Raw genomic sequence first — 22,788 nt, 5'->3', positions numbered from 1 at the left:
TACGACCGTGAGTGTACCAATCAGAGAAAAGGAAATAGTCATGAATAGAGCACTATTCGCTGCATTGTTCTGTACCCTTTGTCTCTCCACTGTCCAAGCCGCCATAATCCATGTGCCGGGCGACTCAGCCACAATTCAGGCTGGAATCAACGGTGCTGTAACTGGTGATACAGTACTCGTATCTCCCGGAACATATTGGGTCAATCTTGACTACGGCGGCAAGTCAATCGTAGTAACCTCCGAGGCAGGTCCGCTGGTGACATGGCTGCGTCCGGACTCTGCCCATCTGCCGGTGGTCTGGTTTCACAATGATGAGCCACGAACAGCGGTATTGTCAGGCTTCAGTATTATGTACGCCGGAGGTGGGGCTTCGGGCGTCAGGATCCGTGATGCCTCGCCAACAGTCACAGAGAACCACTTTCGGTTCCATAGCAGCAACACACCCTGGAACGCGGCCGTGAACGCCCGGGGGACCTGCAGCACTATGGTCAGTCATAATATTTTCTATGACAGCCCGAGTGCCAATCCCGCGGTTCATATTTACACCGGGGATACGATCCAGTTTATTAACAACACTCTATACAATTGCCACGATGGAGTGGAAGGCTCGGTTGCCCCGGCGATTATTAGGAACAACATCATCACCAATGGTGGTGGGCACGGTTTCCAGGGCTATTACACGTTGATCGAAGATTACAATAACTCGTGGGGCAATGGTACCAACTACTACAACTTTACTCCTGATCCCACCGACATTTCAGTCGATCCGTTGTTTATCGATCCGGCTAACGGTTGTTTCTATCTACAGCCTACATCTCCGTGCATAGATGCCGGCAATCCTGCCGCAATGTACAACGACCCCGACGGCACTCGTAATGATATGGGCGCTGCCCATTTCGATCAGAATCCGCCGCGGGCGCTGTTTGTCAATTTGGATTCAGAAGATGTGGCTCACGTTATCAATCACTCACCGGTGTTCCATTGGTTTTTCTATGATCCGGTTGGTTCGCCCACCGGATACGAAATCGAAGTCGGCATGGACAATGACTGGTTGCTGGCGGAGACATGGGCTACGGGTCAGGTATACTCATCGGATACAAGCGCCGCTTACACCGGCTCCGCTCTTGTGGATAGCATGACATATTACTACCGTCTGCGGGTATACAACGGCAGTAGCTGGGGAGGATGGTACGAGTCGGTGTTCAGGATGAACACCCTGCCGACTACGCCTGCACCTGTCTGGCCAACTTCGCCGGACCTGGTGAGCATTCTCGACGTTCATCTGGTGACGACCAACGCCGACCACCCCTGGGACAATCTGACGTATGATTTTGAGATATACGCCGACCCAGGGCTGAGCGTTATTGCGGACTCCACGTATGGCACTGAAGAGCAGGAGAACCAAACGACGTCCCGCCGTTTCGTGGGCCTGGCAGTGGATACCGAGTACTGGTGGCGGTGTCGCGTTTTCAATGGTTATGAGTATTCCGCCTGGTCGACCACGGAGTCATTCAGTACTCGTACGCCGATGGTGATTCACGTTCCGAGCGGTCAGCCAACGATTCAGGCTGCGATTGACTGGGCGCAAAACTATGATACGGTCCTGGTAGCTGATGGAGTGTTTACCGGCCCCGGTAACTATGATATTGATTTCCACGGCAAACCGCTGACGGTGATGTCTGAGAACGGGCCGGAGTCTACGACCATTGACTGCGAAGGGAGCGCAGGCAGCCCAAGGCTGGCCTTCATCCTCCAGTCCGGGGAAGACACGACCTCCATAATCCAGGGTTTTACTATTACGGGTGCCTGGTCTGATGACCCCTATGGCGAGGGCGCCGTCAACGCTGTGGGGGCATCGGTATCTGTGCGGGATTGCATCATCACAAGGGACAGTTGTATGGCCATCAATGCCTACTGGTGGGGAGACGGCAAGGTCATCATATCTGACTGCATCGTGACCCACAATACCGGCTGGACTGCCGTCCATATCTACGGCCTGGAAGCGACCATTACAAACTGCGAAATAGCCCACAACGACCAAATGGGCTTACACGTACACAACACACAGCCCATTGTCCTCGAGGGAACACTGGTGCATCACAACGACGGTTTCGGAGCGTTGCTCATGCAGGCCATGGGTATTTACGGCATTGATGTACACAACTGCACTTTCGCAGCTAATGACCGCGGTTTGGCCATTGACTGGTCATATCCCAAGGAAGGGGAGGACGCAGTCGGGATGTACCAGGATACCTGCTGGATTACCAACGTGCTTAGTGCCTTTAACGAGCAACACGGCATGACGTTTTATGCGCCCGGTGAGTACCAGATCAACTGTAACAATTCATTTGGTAACGGCGGTGAGGATTTCTACGGTATTGATACTGTGTTTGCCGGTGATGATTTTAACAATATTTCGGTCAATCCTCTTTTTTGTGACACCACTGCGCATGACTACCGGCCATCGGAAGGATCGGTCTGTGCTCCGGCCAATAATAGTTGCGGCGTACTAATAGGTGCCCTTGAACCGGGAGACTGCAGTTGTTGTGTAGTCAGGGGTGATGTAGATCACTCCGGAATTATCAACATTGCTGACCTGACATACCTTGTGGCTTATATGTTCACCGGTGGACCACCTCCACCATGCACCGAGGAAGGTAATGTCGACGGTCAGTCCGGCAAAGGACCCATCAATATTGCTGATGTGACCTATCTGGTGTGCTATCTGTTTCTGGGGAGTTGTCCGCCGCCCCCGTGCCCGTAGGGGAGAGACCGAGCCGGCACCCTGGCTATGTGATTCGAACTTGAGCAGGCGAATGACGATCTGGGTGACGAGATTGTTATTGCCAACGCGATAAGCTCTACTCAAATTCAGAGAAGCTTCTGAAATGGATCAATCGTGCCTGTTGCATTTGCTTGTGGGAGGACGGGGAAATGGAGGTGCTCGCATGAAAACTATGTTCAAAGCTGCCTGTCTGCTGTTTGCTGGTGGAATGTTGTTGGTTCCCTTGGCTGACCCCTGCGCCGGGGAAGAAGCTAGCATAGGAGATACCGGCAATGCAGGAGCCTCTCAGCATCTACTTGACGGTTGGGCGCTGGGAGCAGCGTACAGTCTGGTCAGTGGTGAAGGGGAGGAATCAGCAGAGAATGGGCTTAAGGGTCCTTCGTTCCACCTCGTTCGAGCCAACCCAAATGGTATCGGCATAGAGTTCGGGGGAACCTATCTTGTGCCATCAGGGTTCTACTCTTGGACAGGTTTGTCACTTGATATTGCTCTGAATTTCCATTTGAGAAAGGGGTCAAGCACCATAGTTCTTCTGAAACTCGGTACGGTCGGTTTTATCGGTGGCAATTCCGATGGCGGAGGTGGGGGGGACGGTGCCCTTTTCCCTGGACTTGGTATGATGTATCGCTTAACCAACTCTTTGATTCTGAGTGCCGATGTGTCTATGCGTTTTTGGCTCGGGTATGAAGGATGGACCTCCCCGGGTGCTCGTGCGAGTTTGCTGCTAAGGCTATAATGTCAATGCAGAGGGCCAGGGCTGAATGGCCGGGGAATCGGAATCGACCGGAGCGGTTCGGGCTAACATGTCGAGTGCAGTTAGGATGCGTACACTTTTTCCAATAAAACTTGACACTTTCTACTGCTTCGGACAGTATACTCTTTCAGAGCATGGATGCGGCCCTCAGACGCATCAAGCTACTGTTGTTTGGAGTCGATAGTATAAAGAAAACTCGTAGCTTGGGATAAATATGGTTTTAAGTTCAATGTGCACGTACGCTTCCCGGGTAGGCCTTAGCACCCTGGTCATCCTTCTCATAATTGGCATCGTTTCAGGTTGTGGGGGCAAGAGTGGACTCGCCTCGCCCCAGACATATGGCAATCGTACTGAGGAAGTGTCTAAAGGTGAAGACACTGCGTCCACCGAGGGAACCAGCGAAGAACAGTCAGAGGTTATCCCGGCCAAAACCGGGTCGCATGGAACAGCTACCTCGGAAGCGACGGCGGCTGTAAAGACCGATGAGACCAAACCAGAGGGAGCAGATTTATCTGCGGCGACAGTCGATAATCAATCGGAGGGCAAATCCGCATCCAAGCCGCAAGCATCCTGGACGTATTATAGCGGGAAGGTCGACATTGATGATTCGGCATCAGCGGTTGATGACGAAATCTGGCGTCAACTTGATCTGGCTGAGGAATATCATGCTATGGGTGTGATAGCCAATCGCGAGGGAAGCTGGGAGGAAGGTCAGTACTACTTCGAGGAAGCGCTACGAATCCTGGCAGCGCTGGATATTGAGTCTGATTCGCTTGAGACACCGGAAGCGGCCAAGTACACCATCGCCCTGGACGACATAATTGCCGATTATCGGGTGACGCTGAGATCGCTCGGACATCTTGATCGCGATGTATCCTCCTCGGCAGTAATGGAACGATTTGGTGACATGGCTGAGAGGATCGGCGCCGACTCGATGTATGTGTCGGGACGGCAGGAGAAAAAAATTACTTACGATCTTCCGATTGTCATGAACGACCGGGTGAAGAAATCGATCATTTATTATCAGACCGTAGCCCGCGATGCCTTTACCAAATTTCTGGTACGTTCCCATCGGTACAAGAGGATGATGCTGGAGATCATTGATGAGTATGGCCTCCCGCATGACTTGGTTTATCTGTCAATGGTTGAGTCTGGCTATAACCCTCGGGCCTATTCGTGGGCGCGAGCCTCTGGATTGTGGCAGTTCATTTCATCGACTGGCCGCGAGTATAAGTTGAATCGAAGTTGGTGGTGGGATGAGCGCCGTGACCCGGTGAAGTCCACCCACGCGGCCTGCCAGTTCCTCAAGGACTTATACGAGCAGTTCGGTTGCTGGGAACTGGCCATGGCGGCCTATAATGGTGGTCCCGGAAGAGTGCGGGGGACGATTAAAAAGCAGAAGACAATCGATTTCTGGAAGATGCGGCTTCGCCGCCAGACGATGGACTATGTGCCGCTTATTATGGCAGCTACCATTATTGGCAAGGAACCGGCCAAGTATGGCTTTGAAAATATAGAGTTTGAGGATGAAATTGTCTGGGACGAGGTTGAGATTGACAAGTGTCTGGAGCTGTCGGTGGTGGCTAAAACGGTTGGCTGCTCGACTAAGGAACTCCAGGACCTCAATCCCGAGTTGCTTCGGAAGTACACACCTCCGGATCAGAAGAAGTACATACTGAAAGTCCCTCGTGGGGCCAAAGGCAAGTTGCTGGCGGCTTACGAGTCTTTGCCGTCACCCAAGGAAACCAGCTGGGTACGACACGAGATCAGGCGCGGGGAAAGCATAAGCACTATTGCGTCTCGTTATGGTGTCTCGCAGTATGCGATCATGGAGGCCAATAACCTGAGTCGGCGTTCGACGATCTATGCCGGTAAGAAGCTTATCGTGCCGGTGCCACTGGATCGGGAAGCTCGCTCATCGAAGAAAAATCGGAACTACGAGGCAAAAGGTTCTATCTATGCCGTACGGTCCGGCGATACCATGTGGGATATCGCTAGAGCTTTTGGCACAACTGTCAATGCTCTGCGACAAATTAACTACATCGAACGCGGATCTCGTATTTATGTGGGACAGAAGCTGAAAATTCCTTCGGAGGCGAAGTATCTTGCCTCCAGATCAACGAGTTCATCTGGGGCGATAAGTACCTCTAGCGGATCCTCCAATAAGATATCTGCCAGCAGCAAAACGTCGGCTGGAACTCACAAAGTCCGCCGCGGCGACACACTGTGGGATATTGCTCGCAAGTATGGCCTCACAACTTCGCAGATTCGGCGCCTAAACGGTCTCGGTCGCTCAAGCCGTATTTACCCCGGACAGGAACTGATTGTATCGGGGGGAAGTAGCAGTGGATCAAAGTATATCGTTCATAAGGTTCGGCGGGGTGAGACTCTGGATCGGATCGCCCGCAAGTATAGCACTTCTATAAAGCGCATTGTTCAGGCCAACAACCTTCGAAATCCGAACAAGCTCCGGGTTGGCGATAAGCTGAAAATATATCGAAACTAAAGGTCTACCAGTGGCACGAAAACGAGATGTAATTATTGCGGTGGTGATCGGGGTGTTCTTCATGCTGGCCCTGGCCTTTTTTGGTATGATGTTTGTCGGCATAATGGCTGATGGCGGCGGTATGGAATTCGGTGGCTTTGGGGGGAGTGTTGGTGTTGTAGAAATGTGGGGTATGATAGATGAGGAGAGCGGCCGCCCCGTAATTCGCCAACTTGACAAATGGACGGAGAACAAGTCAATCAAAGCGATTGTGATTCATATTAATTCCGGTGGCGGGGGAGTGGCAATCTCCCAGGAAATTTATGATGCAGTTCTAAGAGCAAGAGAAGAGAAACCGGTTGTGGCCGCAATGGCCTCGGTGGCGGCTTCGGGAGGATATTATATTTCGTGTGCTGCCGACCGGATAATTGCCAATCCCGGAACTCTGACGGGTTCAATTGGGGTTGTTTTCGAGTTTCATACAGCCGAAGGACTTCTGGAGAAAATCGGAATCGGCACCGAAACTGTCCAGTCGGGTGAACTCAAGAGCGTAGGCAGCTACTCGCGAGATATGACCAAGAAGGAAGGATTGATGTTGCGCTCAGTAGTGATGGATACCTACGAGCAGTTCGTAGCCATCGTGGCCACTGGAAGAGGCAAGGAAGTTGATGAGATATATCCTCTGGCTGACGGGTCGATCTTTACTGGCATGCAGGCCTTGAACTTAGGGCTGGTTGACACGCTTGGCGGGTTGAAGGAAGCGGTCGATCTGGCGGCGGATTTGGCTGATCTTGAAGGGGAACCGAGGATTGTCCGGCCCCGACCAAAGAGCTCCAGCGGGCTGTTTGACTTGCTAAACGGCATTCTGGGGCGCGTGGGTTCGTCACTACGAAGCGAATCTTATGGCCCACAGTTGATGTACTTGTATCACTAAGAGATTGTGGAAGATGCCAAAAAACAGTTGACTTTCACTTTTTCCTTTCCTTTTCTTTATTTTGATGTATCTTAACAGCCCCCAAGGGCTTAACTCGCCCGGATGGGAATTCTCGTTTCGACGGGTTAATGGCATGGAAGGCTGATGACGATTGTGAATGAAAGAGAGAACGGATATAACCTGAGAGGGAGGATGTCGTGACAAAGGCTGATTTGGTCGAAAGAGTTGCCGAAAAAACTGGACTCACCAGAACCGACGTGGCCGTGGTTGTCGACTCGTTTCTCGACACTGTGAAGAAGTCGCTGGAGAGTGGCCACAACATCGAGATTCGTGGATTCGGGACATTCAAAGTCAAGCTGCGGAAAGCACGTAAGGCTCGCAACCCACGTACTGGCGAAGTTGTGCCGGTTCCCGACCGTAAGGTTCCGGTCTTCAAGCCGTCCAATGAATTTAAGAACATGATTACGAAATTGGCCATATGAGGCCCTAACATCCCAATGCTACGGAGGTTTGATGCCCAGCGGTAAGAAACGCAAACGTTTGAAGATCAAGACGCACAAGCGGAAAAAGCGCAGACGCGCCAACCGCCACAAGAAGAAAAAGGTATAGTAACACGGACCTGGGATGCGGGTATCTTCTTGCGAATGCCGCCCGGGGCCTTCTACATAGCCTCCGTATTGTAAATGTACTCGTCAACGCCGACTGTGTGGGCGTGGATGAATTGACTTATAGACAAACGGCATAGATTTTCCATATTGGCCCGCCACACGTGGCGGGCCTTTTGTTGTTGTCTAATCGTGTTTGAATCCCCAAGATTATGTTGCTGAGAATGATATAGGAAGTATGAGGAACATAGTGAATACAAGTAATATCGTACCCAGGAATGCCCTCCTTGTCGTTTTGTGGAGTTTCGGGCTATATATACTGATGAATATGTACCAGTATGTGGGGGCTATCGTCGTAGCCAGGACGAGTGGCGTAAGTTTTGGGGCAATCATGAGTGGGGAGTTCACGAGCTATCAGACCGATCTGGTCATTGCTCTGGCTGCTGTCGTCATAGGAATTCCACTTGTATTCCTAGTCACTAAATTCTTGTGGCGAAGAAGCTTTGAGTGGATGCGTCTGCGATTCGACTTCAAGTATCTCCTCTATGGTTTGAGCCTGGGGTTGCTTCTACCGTTTGCCGTTATCCTGGTTCTTAAGCTATTGGGTTGTGCGGAGCTTGGCTGGTCGCCCAACCCGCTGCAATCCAAAGAAGCGATAGCGGTCTTCATAGGCTACGCGTGTATGGCGATGTTTACTGGAATCGCAGAAGAAGTTGTTTTCCGGGGTATGGCGGTTCGAGAAATCGCAATACGATATGGCTGGATTGTTGCGGCAATCATCGGTGGAGTCTATTTTGGAGCGGCGCACGTTATCGGTAAGCTGGGCAGCATCACAATCGGGGACGCCTTATGGATAATCGTGGCGGGTGTCGCAGTCAGTTTCCTTTTTGTTGCTCTGTATATCAGGAGCCAGTCTCTGTGGTTACCAGTCGGGTTTCATGTGGCGTGGAACTTCTGTTTGAAAGGGATAATGGGAATCACTATGAGTGGTAAGGAGGCGGAAGCCGGTTTGTTCGAAGTTGAGCTTACAGGAAACGAATTTGTCACTGGAGGTAGTTTTGGGATGGAAGCCTCAGTTGTATCTGTAGTGACTTACTTGCTGATGGCCATTCTGGTCATCAGGCTACCGTGGAGAGGTCGTGTCGCGATTCTCGACACAAAGTAATGGTGGAACTGGAAGGACAAGAACGACTCAACAAGCGAATCACAATAACAATGTGAGCGAAAACAAATGAAGGATATACTGAGTAAATTGCGCGGTGGCGATCTACGATCAATCGGGCAAGTCCACCTCTCTTGTCTGCCGGCAACGCATTTGTAAGCACCATAGTCCACCTTCTACGTGGACAGAGGCATTGCTCTCGGATATCCCCCAAATGACAACTCGTGCCTTGCCAAAATGCCAATTTCTGCTTATTATATAGCATTGGAACGCGACGAGGTGACTTTCGAAATGGCGTAGAAGCGAAAGTCGAGTATGCATGCATAGGCGATAATCCGAGCCTACCGCATTCCTCAGATTAGAACATTCATATTTGGTATGGTTTTTGTTGGTCGCAGGATCAAAGACTGGCAAGCAGAGCGGTTATGATAACAATAATACGATATCCAGGATAAAATTAACGGAGGAACAACATGAACAGATTCCTAATAACAATCATCCTGATGCTCGGCTTTCTGGTCAAAGCATCACTCACCGTGGCCGATGTGCCGCAGATGATCAACTATCAGGGTTACCTGACTAATGACACCGGAACACCAGTAGCGGACGACACTTATTTTATTAAATTCAAAATCTATGGGAGTGATTCAAGCGATGATTCGCTTTGGTGGAGCGGTATTCAAGCTGTTCCGGTAGCAGGAGGACTGTTTACTCATCAGCTTGGTTCAGCGGCACACCTGCCGGATGATCTTTTCAAAACTGATACCATCCGCTACCTTGGCATCACTGTTGGCGCTGACCCGGAAATCAGTCCGCGCGTTCATTTGATAACCGTTCCTTATGCCTATAAGGCTTTACGATCCGACTCGGCCGATTATGCGGATAATTCTGGAAATCTCAACAGCCAGGCAGCATCATATTATTTGGAATGGAGTAATCTAACCGGGATTCCGGCTGATATTGCTGACGGTGACGATGTTGACACCGATTGGAACAATTTGACCAACGTACCGCCCGGGTTTGCCGACGGAACCGATGATGTTAACTCCGATTGGAACGATTTGACCAACGTTCCAGCTGGGTTTGCCGACGGCACCGATGATGTTGATACTGATTGGAACAATTTGACCAACGTACCGCCCGGGTTTGCCGATGGCACTGATGATGTTGATACCGATTGGAACAATCTGACCAACGTACCGCCCGGGTTTGCCGACGGCACCGATGATGTTGATACTGATTGGAACAATCTGACCAACGTTCCGCCCGGGTTTGCCGATGGTGTTGATGACAACTCTGGTGGCGATATTACCGCCGTTACTGCCGGTTCGGGCCTGTCGGGCGGCGGAACATCCGGTGATGTATCCTTGTATGTTGGCACTGACGATATTACCGCGACTCATATTGCTGCCGATGCGGTTGGCTCAAGTGAAATTGATGACAACAGTATCACTCAAGCTGATATTGCAACTGATGGTGTCGGCGTTGCCGAAATCGCCACCAACGCCGTTGGTAGCGTGGAGATTATAGATAATTCAATCGCTGCTAAAGACATTGCTGCCAATGCGGTTGGCCCAAGTGAAATTGCCATCAACGCCGTCGGTAGCGGGGAGATTATTGACAATTCAATCACTGCCAATGACATTGCGACCGATGGTGTTGGTGGCGCAGAAATTGCCGCCGGTGCCGTTGGTACGAGCGAAATTGCTAACAACAGTATCACTCAAGCTGATATTGACGCCGATGCTGTCGGTTCCAGTGAAATAGCAATAAGCGCCGTTTACTCCGCTGAAATTGCTAACAACTCCATACTAGATGAAGATATCAATAGCTCCGCCAATATTGGAATCGCCAAAATAAGCGGCACGGCGGTCAATCTTTCTTCCACGCAAACGATCACCGGTACTAAAACATTCGACGGTACAGCCGTTTTCGGCGACAGCTCAATGAGAGTCACCAGCTACGGTATTAGAATGGGTGATAACGGCTTCCCGTCAGCGTCATACTTGTTATCCTTGGAAAGGGAATACAACACAATCAGCACCAGATATGTCTTCGATTTATATTCGAAAAACGTTGCGACCTCCGGGACAATATATGGTATATTTTCCAGTGTAGACAACGCCAACGCAAGTTCCGGCGATAGATATGCGGGGAGATTCTTTGCCGGTGGCGTCAGCAATACGGCAGGCAATTCATATGGCATAAAAACAAATGCATACGGAGGAGTTACTGCCTATGGTATTTTCGGGTCCGCATCCTATGCTTCCGCTAATAATTATGGAGGTTATTTTACTCCGGGGCATGTAAAGAGTCCGGGAAGTTACGCCGGGTATTTTGACGGCGATGTGGAAGTGACCGGATTTTCATCGGCCGCCAGCAGTGGTTTTAAAATCGATCACCCGCTTGATCCGAAAAACCAGTATCTGATTCACAGTGATGTTGTATCACCGGAGATGATGAATATCTATAATGGTAACGTTACAACTGATGGGAGTGGTGAAGCAACGGTAACTCTTCCCGATTATTTTGAGGCCTTGAACGATAACTATCGTTACCAATTAACTGTTATCGGTACCTTTGCACAGGCAATTGTCGCCGAGAAAATCAACGGCAACAAATTTGTTATTAAGACCGATAAGTCGTTTATCGAGGTCTCCTGGCAGGTTACCGGTATTCGTAAAGATGCCTTTGCCAAATCCAACCGGATGCTGAACGAAATCAGCAAGCCGGATAAAGAAATAGGATTGTATCTGCACCCAACTGCGTTCGATTTGGATGAGAGCATGCAAATCCATTATGAGCAGAACAAAGAAATCCTTGAAAGTTACGAAGATAGAGAGGATAGATAATGAAACGTATAGCCAATAAACACACTATCCTCCTCGGGCTTCTCTTACTATTCGGCGTGGCGCTGTCCGACACGATGACTGGTGAAGAAATAAACTGGCAGGTAATCTCGTCTGGCGGTGCCAAAGGCACTTCGACAAGCTATGTGCTCAACGGCACGGTAGGACAGACTGCGGTAGGGGGAGGCATTTCTACCAGTTATGGCGTCAGTCACGGCTTCTGGCAGGATTTCGGCAGTGGGAGTACGACCTGTTGCGTTCCGCCAACGCGCGGCAATGTCGACTACGTAATGCCCGATGAAATCAACATCGCTGATCTGACTTACCTTGTGTCCTATCTGTTCACTGGAGGGCCGGATCCTCTGTGCATGGAAGAAGCTGACATAAACGGCGATGGCGAGATCAATATAGCTGACCTGACCTATCTCGTTTCGTACCTGTTCACAGGTGGTCCAGAACCGGCGGCATGTCCTTAGGAACACCTACAAACGCTTTGATAAATTGGCAACGGCCATCCCTTTCAAGAGGGGTGGCCGTTTTCTTTGTTTGGGTCGCGTGGGCTGGAACCCTTCTTAGTGGTTCCGGTAACTAGGGTTGGCAGAACCACCAAGGGGGTACTGCCCTACAACAACCGTCTCATCCTGAACCACTTTCAGCGCTCATGAAAGGGGCTCCGTCCCCCTGTTTAGTTTTTGCACACTCCTGCCGACATAATCAGTGAGCAACAGGATGTGTCGAGCGACGCACAAATAGGAGAAATCAGGTGACTGATAGCGTCAAGTTAAGAGTAAGAACGGTAGCCGCGATCTCACTGGCGGCGTTTTCATTGTTTCTGTGTGAAACATCTCAAGCCGACCGAACCGACTTCATAGTCAATACCGATGGCGGTGCTGTGGAACAAAATGATCCTCGCATTGCGGTTGCACCCGATGGCAGCTTTGCTATTGTTTGGACCGACAAACGAGAGGGTGCCAACGATGTGTACCTTCAACGGTTCGACACGGCGGGCTTTCCGATCAATGACAATATCAAGATCAATGATGATCTTCCTCCTGAGTGGCAGGCGCAGCCGTCCCTGGCAGTCGATTTGTCGAGCCAGTATGGGGCAGTGTGGCAGGATTTCCGGACGGATGGATACCCCAGTAATCCGGACATTTTCTATGTGCCGCTTGATACCAGTGTCACACCGGTAGGTGGTAATACCAATGTCACGCCGGGTTATCAGGCATGGAGTCGGGAGAATCCCGACATTTCGCTCTCGGCCTGGGGTGCCGGAGTAGTGGTCTGGGCCGATCGGCAAAGTGGTAACTGGGATATCTTTGGTCAGCTTATTGGATCGGATGGATCGTTGCTTGGCAGTAGTTTTGTGGTCAATGATGATGGCGGCACAGCACAGCAGCATTCGCCGCGCGTCTCGACTGCGGCGGCAGGATGGTTTGTAGTAACGTGGTATGATGATCGATTGGGCAATGATGATATCTTTGTGCAGCGCTTCGACGCTGGTGGCAACGCGCTGGGTGTGAATGTAAGAGTCAACTCCGATAGCGGCACCAAGCGACAGACATTTCCCGATGTAGCTACCGACGGCGAGGGAAACTTCACCGTTGTCTGGCTGGACTATCGCAACGGTGCGTATCCCAGCAATCCGGACATCTACGGGGCCAAGTTTGACACCAACATGACATCTGCAACCGGAAACATGCGGCTTAATACGGATACCACGACTCGGGCTCAGAAATATCCCGCCATCGGTGCCGACCGAATGGGTAATGTGGGGATTGTCTGGTCCGATTCGACATCGCCGACATGGCGAATAATGGGGCAGATGATTGACGTCGATGGACTCGTACGGGAGGTCGACTTTGTCGCGGATACTTCGGGTGATAGTACCAAGATGAAACCGGATATTGCTCTTGACGGAACGCATCGATATGTCACCTGGGTTGATCGTCGCAACGGCAATTATGACATTTTCGCATCCATTGCGCGATACAACGATCCCGAACTGGTAGTGTCGCCAACTTCACTTGATTTTGAGATGGAGCATGGCGGCGGTGTGCCACCGGTTCAGTACGTATCGGTTGAACATGCCGGCTATAATCGGCTGGGCTTCAAGGCATTTTCTTATAACAACTGGATTAGCATCACACCGCCGGCGGGTGAAACTCCGGACTCTGTGGGAGTGACGATGGCTTCCGACACACTGATATCCGGAACCTATATCGGAACCATAATGTTTATTGATACGATCAACCACGACTCGAGCGCCCTGGTTGCCGTGCGTCTGGAAGTTGAATCGGCGGTTCTTGAACTGTCGGCGGCGAGCGTATCTGTGACCACGCTGGAGGGTATGGATACGACCGTAACCTGCTCGGTTGAAATCACTAATGTTGGTGTGGGGATTCTTGACTGGAATGCGTCTGAGAGTGTTTCATGGGTGGAATTGACAGAATCATCGGGAACAGCACCATCTACGCTGGAGGTCCAGGTCAATTCAATTGGTATGTCGGCCGGGAACTACGCGGCTGCTGTTACAATTGAGTCCTATGGAGCGGACAATTCGCCGGCCACTCTCTACGTATTATTGAGCGTTCGCAATGATATTCCGCTTATCCATGTTGAGCCACAGACAATGAGTCTGTCCAGCCACGAGCCTGGTGTGCTTGATACTTTTGTGGTTCTTGAGAACCACGGTGGTGGTGTTGCTGACTGGGAAGCATTCCCACAACATGATTGGTTGGTACTGGACCACTATCAGGGCGCGAATGACGATGTTGTCGTGCTGTCAATTGATCCCTCCGGACTGGTGCCGGGGACATGGGATACATATGTCGACTTCGTTGATGGTTCTGCGTTTAATGGGTCGACTCGTCTTGACCTTGAGCTTGAGTATATTGAAGACTTCGTAGATACGGTCGGTACATCGCCGACCAACGTAGCTCCTTATGCTGAGGGAACGACCGCGATTACTATAGTGGCGACATCGAATGTTGCTGAATTGTTCGTACCCTATCATTACGACCCGACGGCGATCGTAGTTGATTCTTTTGTTTTCGGCTCTGGCCTACCGTTGCATATGGATAAAATATACCAGGATGATGTTGCCCAGGCAGCATTCTCGATACGCCTTACCAGTATGATCCCCGATATGTCCTTGGGATTGGGTGACTACTTACTCGGCAATGTCTATTTTACGGCCGTGACGGATGGTGTAACAACCTCTCTGGACACTCTCAACAATGATAGCCTGTATCCAAGGATAGAAACCGTGTCGGGTACAATGCGAACACCCGTGACAATCAGCGGTGATATCCAGATCGAAGAGCTGATAGAACCTGATTATGCGGATACGGTTCGTATTGCACCTGCAAACCTGTTGCCATTTGAACACGGTTCAGCCCAGATGTCCCTGTCGGTGACATCTGACTTGTACGAGTTATTTGTTCCCTATAGCTATAACCCGAATGCCATTGTTGTGGATTCCTTTGTTTTTAGTTCGAGCCTACCGGTGTTCATGGACAACTCACATCAAATTGATACTGAAACGGCGATGCTCTCAATTGAAATCGCCAGCATGATCCCCGGATTCTTTGTGGGACCTGGCCAGTATGTGGTTGGAGAGGTGTACTTCACGGCCGTAGATAATGGTCTGACTACCAGTTTGAACACGGTCAACAACAGCCTTTTGTATCCATACACGATATCGGTCTACGGTACCGAACTGACACCGACAACTATCAATGGCACGATCCAGATTGAGAAGTTGATTGAACCGGATTTCGTGGATACCGTACGAATCGAGCCGACCAATGTGGTGCCCGATGAGCAAGGTGTAGCTCTGATGACACTGTCGGTTATATCACAGATATCTGAGCTGTTTCTGCCATATCACTATACCCAGACAGAGATGGTTGTTGATTCCTTCGTGTTTGGCTCCAGCTTGCCTGCCTTCATGGACCAGACATACAGTATCAACGAGGGAGAGCAGCTATTCTCTCTTAGCTTCAGTAGCACCGATTCCGAGGAGTATTTAGCATCGGGTAATTATATTCTCGGCGAAGTACACTTCACAGCTGTCGGCGACGGCATTACAACTGGTTTGGATAAGTATGATAACGGTAGTGTATACCCCTACATAATGACTTTCTTAGGCTCCGAGCTAACGCCGATAACGATCAACGGCGAGATTGAGATCAGTAGCTCAACGCCTGTCTACGGGACAGTGCCTGATCAACTCCCGCAGGAAGTCAGCCTTGGTCAGAACTACCCCAATCCGTTTAATGCTGGTACTGTCATCGACTACGAACTGCCACGAAGGGGACTGGTACGGCTTGAGGTCTACAACATCCTGGGTCGCCTGGTTGATGTTCTGGTCAATGATGTCCACTCGGCCGGCTGCCATTCAGTTTCATGGGATGCTCAGATTGATGGTGGTCATGAGGCTCCTTCAGGCATCTATTTCTACCGCCTTGTAGGCGAGAATTTCACAGCCGTAGGCAAGATGGCCTTGGTACGATAGAGAGATACCCGGTTCAAATCGCATTTTACTGCGATGAATAGTCGACAAAAAATGCCTCCCCGGTGAACCCTTCCGGCCAGGTTATCGTACACCATGATAGATGAGAAGAACGATAACGGCTTATGGAGGAAAATAACCATGTCTAGGATGACTCTTCTTCTGACGATTGTTGCCCTGTTGCTGGTCGGCAGCGTGATTGCCGCGGAAAGCAACGGTCGCATCTACGGCAAGATTACAACTACGGATGGGGATGTTTTTGAGGGTTTGATTCGCTGGGATAAGAACGAGGCCAACTGGGTGGATGTGCTCAACGGCAACAAGGACCAGCCCAAATCCAAGTCAAGAAGGTCCAAACGCAGCCGTCGTGATCGAGAGACATCGATTGAGATTTTCGGAATCAAGATAGGCGAGGGGTCCAACTCGTGGAATTGGTCATCGAGCGCCCAGTCGGGGATCCGCTTTGGTCACATCAGGACTATGGAAGTTGTGGACGATGACGCCGTATTGCTGATACTGAAATCAGGGGACGAAGTTGAACTCAATAACGGCTCAACCGACATCGGCTCCAGCATCAGAGAGATCATAATCGAGGACGACCATGAGGGAGAGATCGAACTGGTCTGGGACGATATTGAGAAGATTGACTTTAGTACGGCAGGATCGAACCTTGAATCGAATTTTGGCAAACGCTTGTATGGTAAGCTGACCACCCGTCGCGGCGATGAGTACACCGGCTATGTTTGCTGGGATGTGGATGAGCTTTTCACGACAGATATTCTGGACGGTGAAGATCGTCGACGCGACCGCAAAATAAAGTTTGGCAAGATCAGTTCGATTGAGCGTTATTCTTCCAGTGGGGCGACGATTACCTTGACCAACGGAGATGAAATGGTTTTGCGGGGGTCCAACGATGTGGACGATGACAACCGCGGAATTACAATCTCTGACCCGGGTTTCGGACAGGTCGTGGTGGAGTGGGATGAATTCGACCGCATTGATTTCTCCGAGGCTCCACGTCAGGTTGGCTACGATGAATTTGATGGCGGTCACAGGATTCGTGGTACTGTGCATACCGAGGACGGTGAAAGTTTCACCGGCGATATTCGCTGGGATGACGACGAGGAGTATACCTGGGAGATTCTTGATGGCGAATATCGCGACGTTGAGTTTGACGTCGAGTTCGGCCTGATTGCCAAGATAGAGAAGCGATCCTACCGTTCGTCGATAGTAACGATGAAGGATGGCCGGACGTTCCGCCTTCGTGGCTCAAACGATGTGGATGGTGACAATCGAGGTGTTTTTATCGATACTGACGACGACGAAGTTGAGATCGATTGGGAAGATTTCTCACACGTCGAGTTTGATAACTGAGATATTCGGACGCGGTAGGGCGTAGGGGGGTGCTACCGTACTTTTAGAACGTAGAAGAGATTGCCCGTTTCACTGGTGATATTAGTTTCCGGTGGGACGGGTTTTCCGCCTTCGTCATAGATCGCCTCAAGAACAAATCTGCCGGATTCTTTAACCAGCCGTTTGAAATCGTCGTAGGACCACAAACGCAGAATATGTTCGTCACGGAAGGACACCTCAGTGCTATTGTCAACAACCTCCATCTGGAAGTACTGATAGCTCAGCTTCTTCTCCGTATCCGATTTGGTAACGCCCCAGGTTGCAGTACCTTTCACATTATTGCCTTTAATAGGCCAGCTGCCGGAACCTGGTTCATCGTCGCCACAACCAAGACAAACCAGATACACACCTCCGCTATTGAGAGCATCGGCAGTGTTCCTCAGGTGACTCAGTATGTCCTCGTCGGAATGCAGATAGCCAATGCTGTTTATCAGGTTGATAGCGGCATCGAATTTGTCATCGAATGTAATACTGGCCATGTCACCCTGGACGACAATCACAGACTCTTCGAGTTCTGCTTTCCTTGTTCTCTCGATAGAGTACTCAACCATTTCAGTGCTCAGGTCGTAGCCAGTGACGTGATAGCCTAATGGCGGTAGAGCCACCAACATCCGTCCCGTACCGCAGGCAACCTCCATCACTCGCTTGACTGGAAATGATACGTGACGGGAAAAGCAGTCTTTGATTGTCCTTTTCTCGTATTTGTAAGCCTCTTGAAAGGCAAGATGGTAGTATCGTGGCTTCGAGTACAGGTCGTCGTTCAAGGTTTAACCTCTCAAGAAAACAGTCGTTCCTATGCTGACTGCTCAATAATCCGTTTCGTGTCGCGAGCGATAACCAATTCTTCATTGGTGGGTATTACCAGTGTCTTGACCCGGGAATCATCGGAAGAAATATCATGCTCATTACCATCGACGGCATTGTTCTTGTTGGCGTCAATTGTCATGCCAAGGTAGTCGAATCCGGTGCAGACAGCACGACGCACACGCATGGAGTTTTCGCCGATCCCCCCTGTGAAGACCACCGCGTCCAGACCTCCCAGAGCCGCGGTGTAGGCACCGATGTACTTTCGGATACGATAGCAGTAGGCCTCAAAAGCCAGTTGAGCGTTGCTGTGCCCGCTTATGGCGGCTGAGGTTATTTCCTGCATGTCTGCTGAGACGCCGGAAATCCCGAGCAATCCTGAATGCTTATTGAGCAAGGTGTTGGCTTCGTGCAGAGTCAGTTCTTCCCGCGCCATGATGTGCAGGATAATCGCCGGATCCATATCCCCGGTACGGGTGCCCATCAAGAGTCCTTCCAGTGGAGTGAACCCCATTGAAGTGTCGATCGAAACGCCACCATCGAGAGCCGCGATTGAGGCTCCATTGCCCAGATGGCAGGTGATCATCTTTATTTCTTCTATGGGGCGGCCTATCATGTCGACTGCCTGGAGGGAAACATAGCGATGCGACATACCGTGGAAGCCATAACGGCGAATACCGTAACGCTTGTACATGACGTATGGGAGGCCGTATATATAGGCGTAGTCGGGCATCTTGCTGTGCATAGAAGTGTCGAACACGGCTACTTGCGGGACACCCTCCAGAGTCTTCCGGCAGGCATTGATACCACGAATATTGTGCGGGTTGTGCAGGGGAGCGAGTTCGATCAGGTCGCGCAATTCTCTCATCAATTCGGGAGTGATCAGCACTGAATCACTGAACTTTTCACCGCCATGAACCACCCGATGACCGATGGCGTGGATCTCCGAGCGGTCCTTGATCACTCCGTGCTTTTCCGATAGCAGGATGTTGATCACGTGTTCGACCGCCTGGATATGGTCAAGAATCTGGGCCGAGATCACGGTCTGTTCGCGGTCGTGAGGTTTGTGGGTCAACAGTGAGGCAGACATGCCTATCCGTGCTACGGTACCCTTGGCCAGGGCAACTTCTGTCTCAGTGTCGATGAATTGATATTTCACCGATGACGAGCCGCAATTGATTACTAGAATATTCATGATCTATGCCTTGACCTGCGCCGAAATTACCTCGTGGTTATGGCGAATCTTATTGCCGTCTTTGTCATATTTGAAGAAGCCACTGCCGGTCTTAACACCGAGATGTCCTGCCCTGACCATTTTGCGCAGTAGCGGACAGGGGTTGTACTTGTGGTCAGAGAGTTCATCAATCAGGTTCTGCATCCACGACATGACCACATCCAGACCGGTCTGGTCGGCCATCGTAAGAGGTCCGACATTGAAACCAAAGCCCAGTTTCATGGCACGATCAATGTCTTCAGCCGTGGCAACTCCTTCCATAAGGACATGCATCGCCTCGTTTAACATTGGTACAATGATCCGGGTGGTGACATAACCGGGATACTCGTTTACTGAGATATACCCCTTGCCAAGAATTGATGCGAACTCGACTGCCTTCTGAAAAGTCTCTTCATCGGTCTTGAGTCCTCGGACGATCTCTACCAGTGGAACTTTTGTAACCGGGTTGAGAAAGTGCATCCCGATTATTTTTTCCGGGCGTTGAGTGGCCTCAGCGATCTCCGAAACTGAGATAGTGCCTGTGTTAGTGATTATCAGGCAGTCGTCCGGGCAGATGGTGTCGAGTTTCTGAAACAGATCGCGTTTCAAATTGAGCTTCTCGGGTATAGCCTCAATAACGATCTCTGCTTCATCGGCCAGCGACAAATCCGACGACGGAAAGATGCGCGCCAGGATGGCTTTCTTATCCGATTCGGTCAGACCCCATTTTTCGATCTCGCGGTTCATGCTTTCTGAGATACCCTTGATACCTCGTTCGGCGAGGCGAGTGGTCAGGTCCATGAGAGTGACATCGGTACCCTCAGTCGCAATTGCTTCGGCCAAGCCTTGACCCATTCGTCCGGCACCGATAATCATTATTTTTGTCGACGGCATAGCCAGTGTTCCTTTCTGCAAGCCGTGTCTGTACAATTCGTACCAGTCTTGTCCGCCTTATCGTATTGCTCGGTGGACAAATCACCGGCAAATATAATTGTACTTTTGTGATCGGCAATAGCTATTTATATATAGAATCGACAGATATTGAGAAATCTGGTGCCGATAATGACTCTGAGGGTACAAAGAATGGACCTGCTGGTAGTAGTTCAGAAATAATAATAGAGGAGTTGATATGTCCCGATTTATTCTGGCCGGAATGTTGGTGTTAATACTATTGCTTACTGTTGCGCCTCAGACTGAAGGCGGAATTGCCAAGTCACCTCGTAAGTACAATATGCTAAATTTCTATGGCGGATATGCCGAACCCCACGGCGAGTATGACTGGGTTGGACTTATTGACGTAGGGATTCAAAACAGCCAGGGAGAGATTTTGGATAATGTTGATGCCGAATCTGTGTTTGATCCCACCTGGTATGTCGGGTTTGATTACGGTACGTTGTACAACCGGCACATGCTGATTATGATTGGATTTCGATTTACCGAGCATAACGCGCAAGATTGGATCCGAGAGCAAGTTGCCAGATTCACCTACCGGCAGTATGATATTGAATTCAATGCTAACTACATGTTGTTTGATCTCAGCCGGAAGATCGCATCTCCGTATGTGGGGGCCGGAGTTCAGGCCGGGTTTACGTCGTATGCTGAAGAGGGGTATGATGATGATTCGCAGCTCAAGGTAGCGGTCAGCCTCAATTTCGGTGCGGACCTGAAGATATACCAGGCTCCCCAATCGCGTTCGTTTGTGACGATCTCCTCGATGAACAACTACAATCTGTGGGGCTCCAAGGATCGACCGCAGTACCTGAATTTGGGTGCAGCCCTGCGGTATTATTTCCGGTAGGTTGGACGAATAGAGTGTCAGCACCGGAAACAACGCGAATTCAAGTAATAGGCAAGTTTAAGTGAGACGTATTATCTCTTTGATAGCTACGGTATTAGCAGTATGTCTTGTCGTGTTGGGGCTGGCATGTGGTGATAATCCTCCCAACGGTCCTGACAAAAAGATTCCGGAAATATCGTCATTTATTGCTCAACCACAGGACATTGACCCTGGCAGCCAAACGACCCTGTCATGGAGAACACTCCGAACCGATTCGTTGTGGTTGTTGCCACTTGATACGATACTCTTGCCAGGTGAAAACGATAGTGGTTCGATTGCGGTCAATCTAGAGTACCCGACGACATACTCATTGGTGGCATATAATACTTATGGGGTAGATTCGGCTTCCGTATCCGTGACCATGTTTTCGGCCGCGGCTGAAATTATTGATGTGGCTTTCTTTCCTCTCCGGGTTGTTGCGGATCAGACAAGTACGCTCTCATGGAAGACAATCAGGGCGGATTCACTTGTGATAGACCAGGGAGTAGGGCGTGTCGACGATCCCGATTTGGGGAATGTCATAATCTCTCCTGTGCAGGGAGCCTGGTACCGGGTGATCGCCTACAGCGTCTATGGTAATGACACGGCAATGATCTGGCTTACGCTATCCTCTCGCAGTGCAATTGAGCCCCTTAACGGATTGTATTTCAAGGGGATAATGGAGGACAGCACAACTCACTTGCCAATGCAATTTGCGGTTGTAGACGATAGCGGCCACTACTTGATAAACCAGCAGATCCAGCTATCCCTGGTGGCTGGGGACGGATCCCTTGATCCAAGGAGCATATTAACGGATAGTACAGGTGTGACCGAGTTCACTTATGGATTCACCGGCAATTATAACCGGGCGCTGATCCGTCTAAATATCACCGGAATTCCGTCCGTTTATGCAGATATTCGGACAGACGCTCTCGTTCCCGGAGCGTACGGGCAGACACAGTATATTCTTTTTGACGACACCTACGAACAGGTAGTCGCCTTCAATGGCCAGCCTGCATCGGTCGATACGTATGAGGGTCACAGTATTATGTATGTGAACTACGAGAGTACTCTGGGTGTGGTAGTGATGCTGTACGATCGCGATCAAGACCGGCAGTTATATGATACTTCGAGTGTCTATGGAGTCATTGTAAACACGTCGTATCAAGGGCAGACCAATACCACCCCGCCCATAGGAGTAGGGTCATCATTAGCGGACTTGCGAGCTGTTTGGGGTGATCCCAGTCGTCTTTACTACGAGGAACCTCGCCCGGCTATTGTCATAGGGTATGATTCCATATTTACGACTTTCTATGGCCATTGGGAAATCGGTATGACTGATACGTTAGTCGAGGAAATTCACTTCATCGAACCACTGATAGTGAAATAGCGGATTGTCGAAGGTCATGATGTATCTTGACAGCCGATACGTCCCCGCCTATATTCGCGCCA

Annotated in this window: 15 protein-coding genes; 12 read left to right on the top strand and 3 right to left on the bottom strand. The window is 50.4% G+C overall.

Features of this window, described 5'->3' with window-relative positions:
* The first annotated feature begins 40 nt into the window (after nucleotides 1–40).
* The 10 genes from KOO62_01810 to KOO62_01765 all read left to right on the top strand — a co-directional run bounded on the left by KOO62_01810 (nucleotide 41) and on the right by KOO62_01765 (nucleotide 17,464).
* Complete coding sequence (locus KOO62_01810; GenBank protein MBU8932719.1) at nucleotides 41–2,764, top strand: right-handed parallel beta-helix repeat-containing protein; 2,724 nt, start codon at nucleotides 41–43, stop codon at nucleotides 2,762–2,764.
* A 184-nt stretch (nucleotides 2,765–2,948) separates the two neighbouring features.
* Nucleotides 2,949–3,521 carry a hypothetical protein gene (locus KOO62_01805; protein MBU8932718.1) on the top strand — a complete coding sequence of 191 codons (573 nt, stop codon included), beginning with the start codon at nucleotides 2,949–2,951 and terminating at the stop codon, nucleotides 3,519–3,521.
* Between the two features lie 247 nt (nucleotides 3,522–3,768).
* Nucleotides 3,769–6,045, top strand: coding sequence for a LysM peptidoglycan-binding domain-containing protein (locus KOO62_01800; GenBank protein ID MBU8932717.1), 2,277 nt, complete (start codon nucleotides 3,769–3,771; stop codon nucleotides 6,043–6,045).
* A gap of 10 nt (nucleotides 6,046–6,055) precedes the next feature.
* Nucleotides 6,056–6,958, top strand: a complete 903-nt coding sequence (gene sppA, locus KOO62_01795; protein ID MBU8932716.1) for a signal peptide peptidase SppA — start codon at nucleotides 6,056–6,058, stop codon at nucleotides 6,956–6,958.
* A gap of 197 nt (nucleotides 6,959–7,155) precedes the next feature.
* Entirely contained in the window at nucleotides 7,156–7,440 is a 285-nt protein-coding gene (locus tag KOO62_01790) for an integration host factor subunit beta (protein ID MBU8932715.1), read from the top strand.
* A gap of 445 nt (nucleotides 7,441–7,885) precedes the next feature.
* Nucleotides 7,886–8,728: a CPBP family intramembrane metalloprotease gene (locus KOO62_01785; GenBank protein ID MBU8932714.1), complete on the top strand. Its 843-nt coding sequence runs from the start codon at nucleotides 7,886–7,888 to the stop codon at nucleotides 8,726–8,728.
* 470 nt (nucleotides 8,729–9,198) lie between these two features.
* A complete protein-coding gene (locus KOO62_01780; protein MBU8932713.1) occupies nucleotides 9,199–11,577 on the top strand; it encodes a hypothetical protein in 2,379 nt (792 codons plus the stop codon).
* Nucleotides 11,577–12,050 carry a dockerin type I repeat-containing protein gene (locus tag KOO62_01775; GenBank protein MBU8932712.1) on the top strand — a complete coding sequence of 158 codons (474 nt, stop codon included), beginning with the start codon at nucleotides 11,577–11,579 and terminating at the stop codon, nucleotides 12,048–12,050. Before KOO62_01780 ends, KOO62_01775 begins: the two co-directional genes overlap by 1 nt.
* A gap of 287 nt (nucleotides 12,051–12,337) precedes the next feature.
* The gene (locus KOO62_01770) at nucleotides 12,338–16,093 is read left to right on the top strand and encodes a T9SS type A sorting domain-containing protein (GenBank protein ID MBU8932711.1); all 3,756 of its coding nucleotides are present in this window, start codon (nucleotides 12,338–12,340) and stop codon (nucleotides 16,091–16,093) included.
* Between the two features lie 138 nt (nucleotides 16,094–16,231).
* Nucleotides 16,232–17,464 (top strand): hypothetical protein, encoded by a 1,233-nt coding sequence (locus tag KOO62_01765; GenBank protein MBU8932710.1) that lies wholly within the window; start codon nucleotides 16,232–16,234, stop codon nucleotides 17,462–17,464.
* A gap of 32 nt (nucleotides 17,465–17,496) precedes the next feature.
* Here the strand turns inward: KOO62_01765 and KOO62_01760 are convergent, their stop codons facing one another.
* The 3 genes from KOO62_01760 to KOO62_01750 are packed head-to-tail and all read right to left on the bottom strand — an operon-like array spanning nucleotide 17,497 to nucleotide 20,414.
* Nucleotides 17,497–18,267, bottom strand: a complete 771-nt coding sequence (locus KOO62_01760) for a class I SAM-dependent methyltransferase (GenBank protein MBU8932709.1) — start codon at nucleotides 18,265–18,267, stop codon at nucleotides 17,497–17,499.
* A 29-nt stretch (nucleotides 18,268–18,296) separates the two neighbouring features.
* Nucleotides 18,297–19,502 carry an acetate kinase gene (locus tag KOO62_01755; protein MBU8932708.1) on the bottom strand — a complete coding sequence of 402 codons (1,206 nt, stop codon included), beginning with the start codon at nucleotides 19,500–19,502 and terminating at the stop codon, nucleotides 18,297–18,299.
* Nucleotides 19,503–19,505: 3 nt separating this feature from the next.
* The gene (locus tag KOO62_01750) at nucleotides 19,506–20,414 is read right to left on the bottom strand and encodes a 3-hydroxybutyryl-CoA dehydrogenase (protein ID MBU8932707.1); all 909 of its coding nucleotides are present in this window, start codon (nucleotides 20,412–20,414) and stop codon (nucleotides 19,506–19,508) included.
* 235 nt (nucleotides 20,415–20,649) lie between these two features.
* Here KOO62_01750 and KOO62_01745 point away from each other — a divergent pair, with 235 nt between their 5' ends.
* A complete protein-coding gene (locus KOO62_01745; GenBank protein ID MBU8932706.1) occupies nucleotides 20,650–21,318 on the top strand; it encodes a hypothetical protein in 669 nt (222 codons plus the stop codon).
* Between the two features lie 61 nt (nucleotides 21,319–21,379).
* Nucleotides 21,380–22,726 carry a hypothetical protein gene (locus KOO62_01740; protein MBU8932705.1) on the top strand — a complete coding sequence of 449 codons (1,347 nt, stop codon included), beginning with the start codon at nucleotides 21,380–21,382 and terminating at the stop codon, nucleotides 22,724–22,726.
* Nucleotides 22,727–22,788 lie beyond the last annotated feature (62 nt).

This window comes from Candidatus Zixiibacteriota bacterium, from assembly GCA_019038695.1.
Lineage (GTDB): Bacteria > Zixibacteria > MSB-5A5 > GN15 > FEB-12 > B120-G9.
This window is presented reverse-complemented; position numbering and strand designations above follow the sequence as displayed.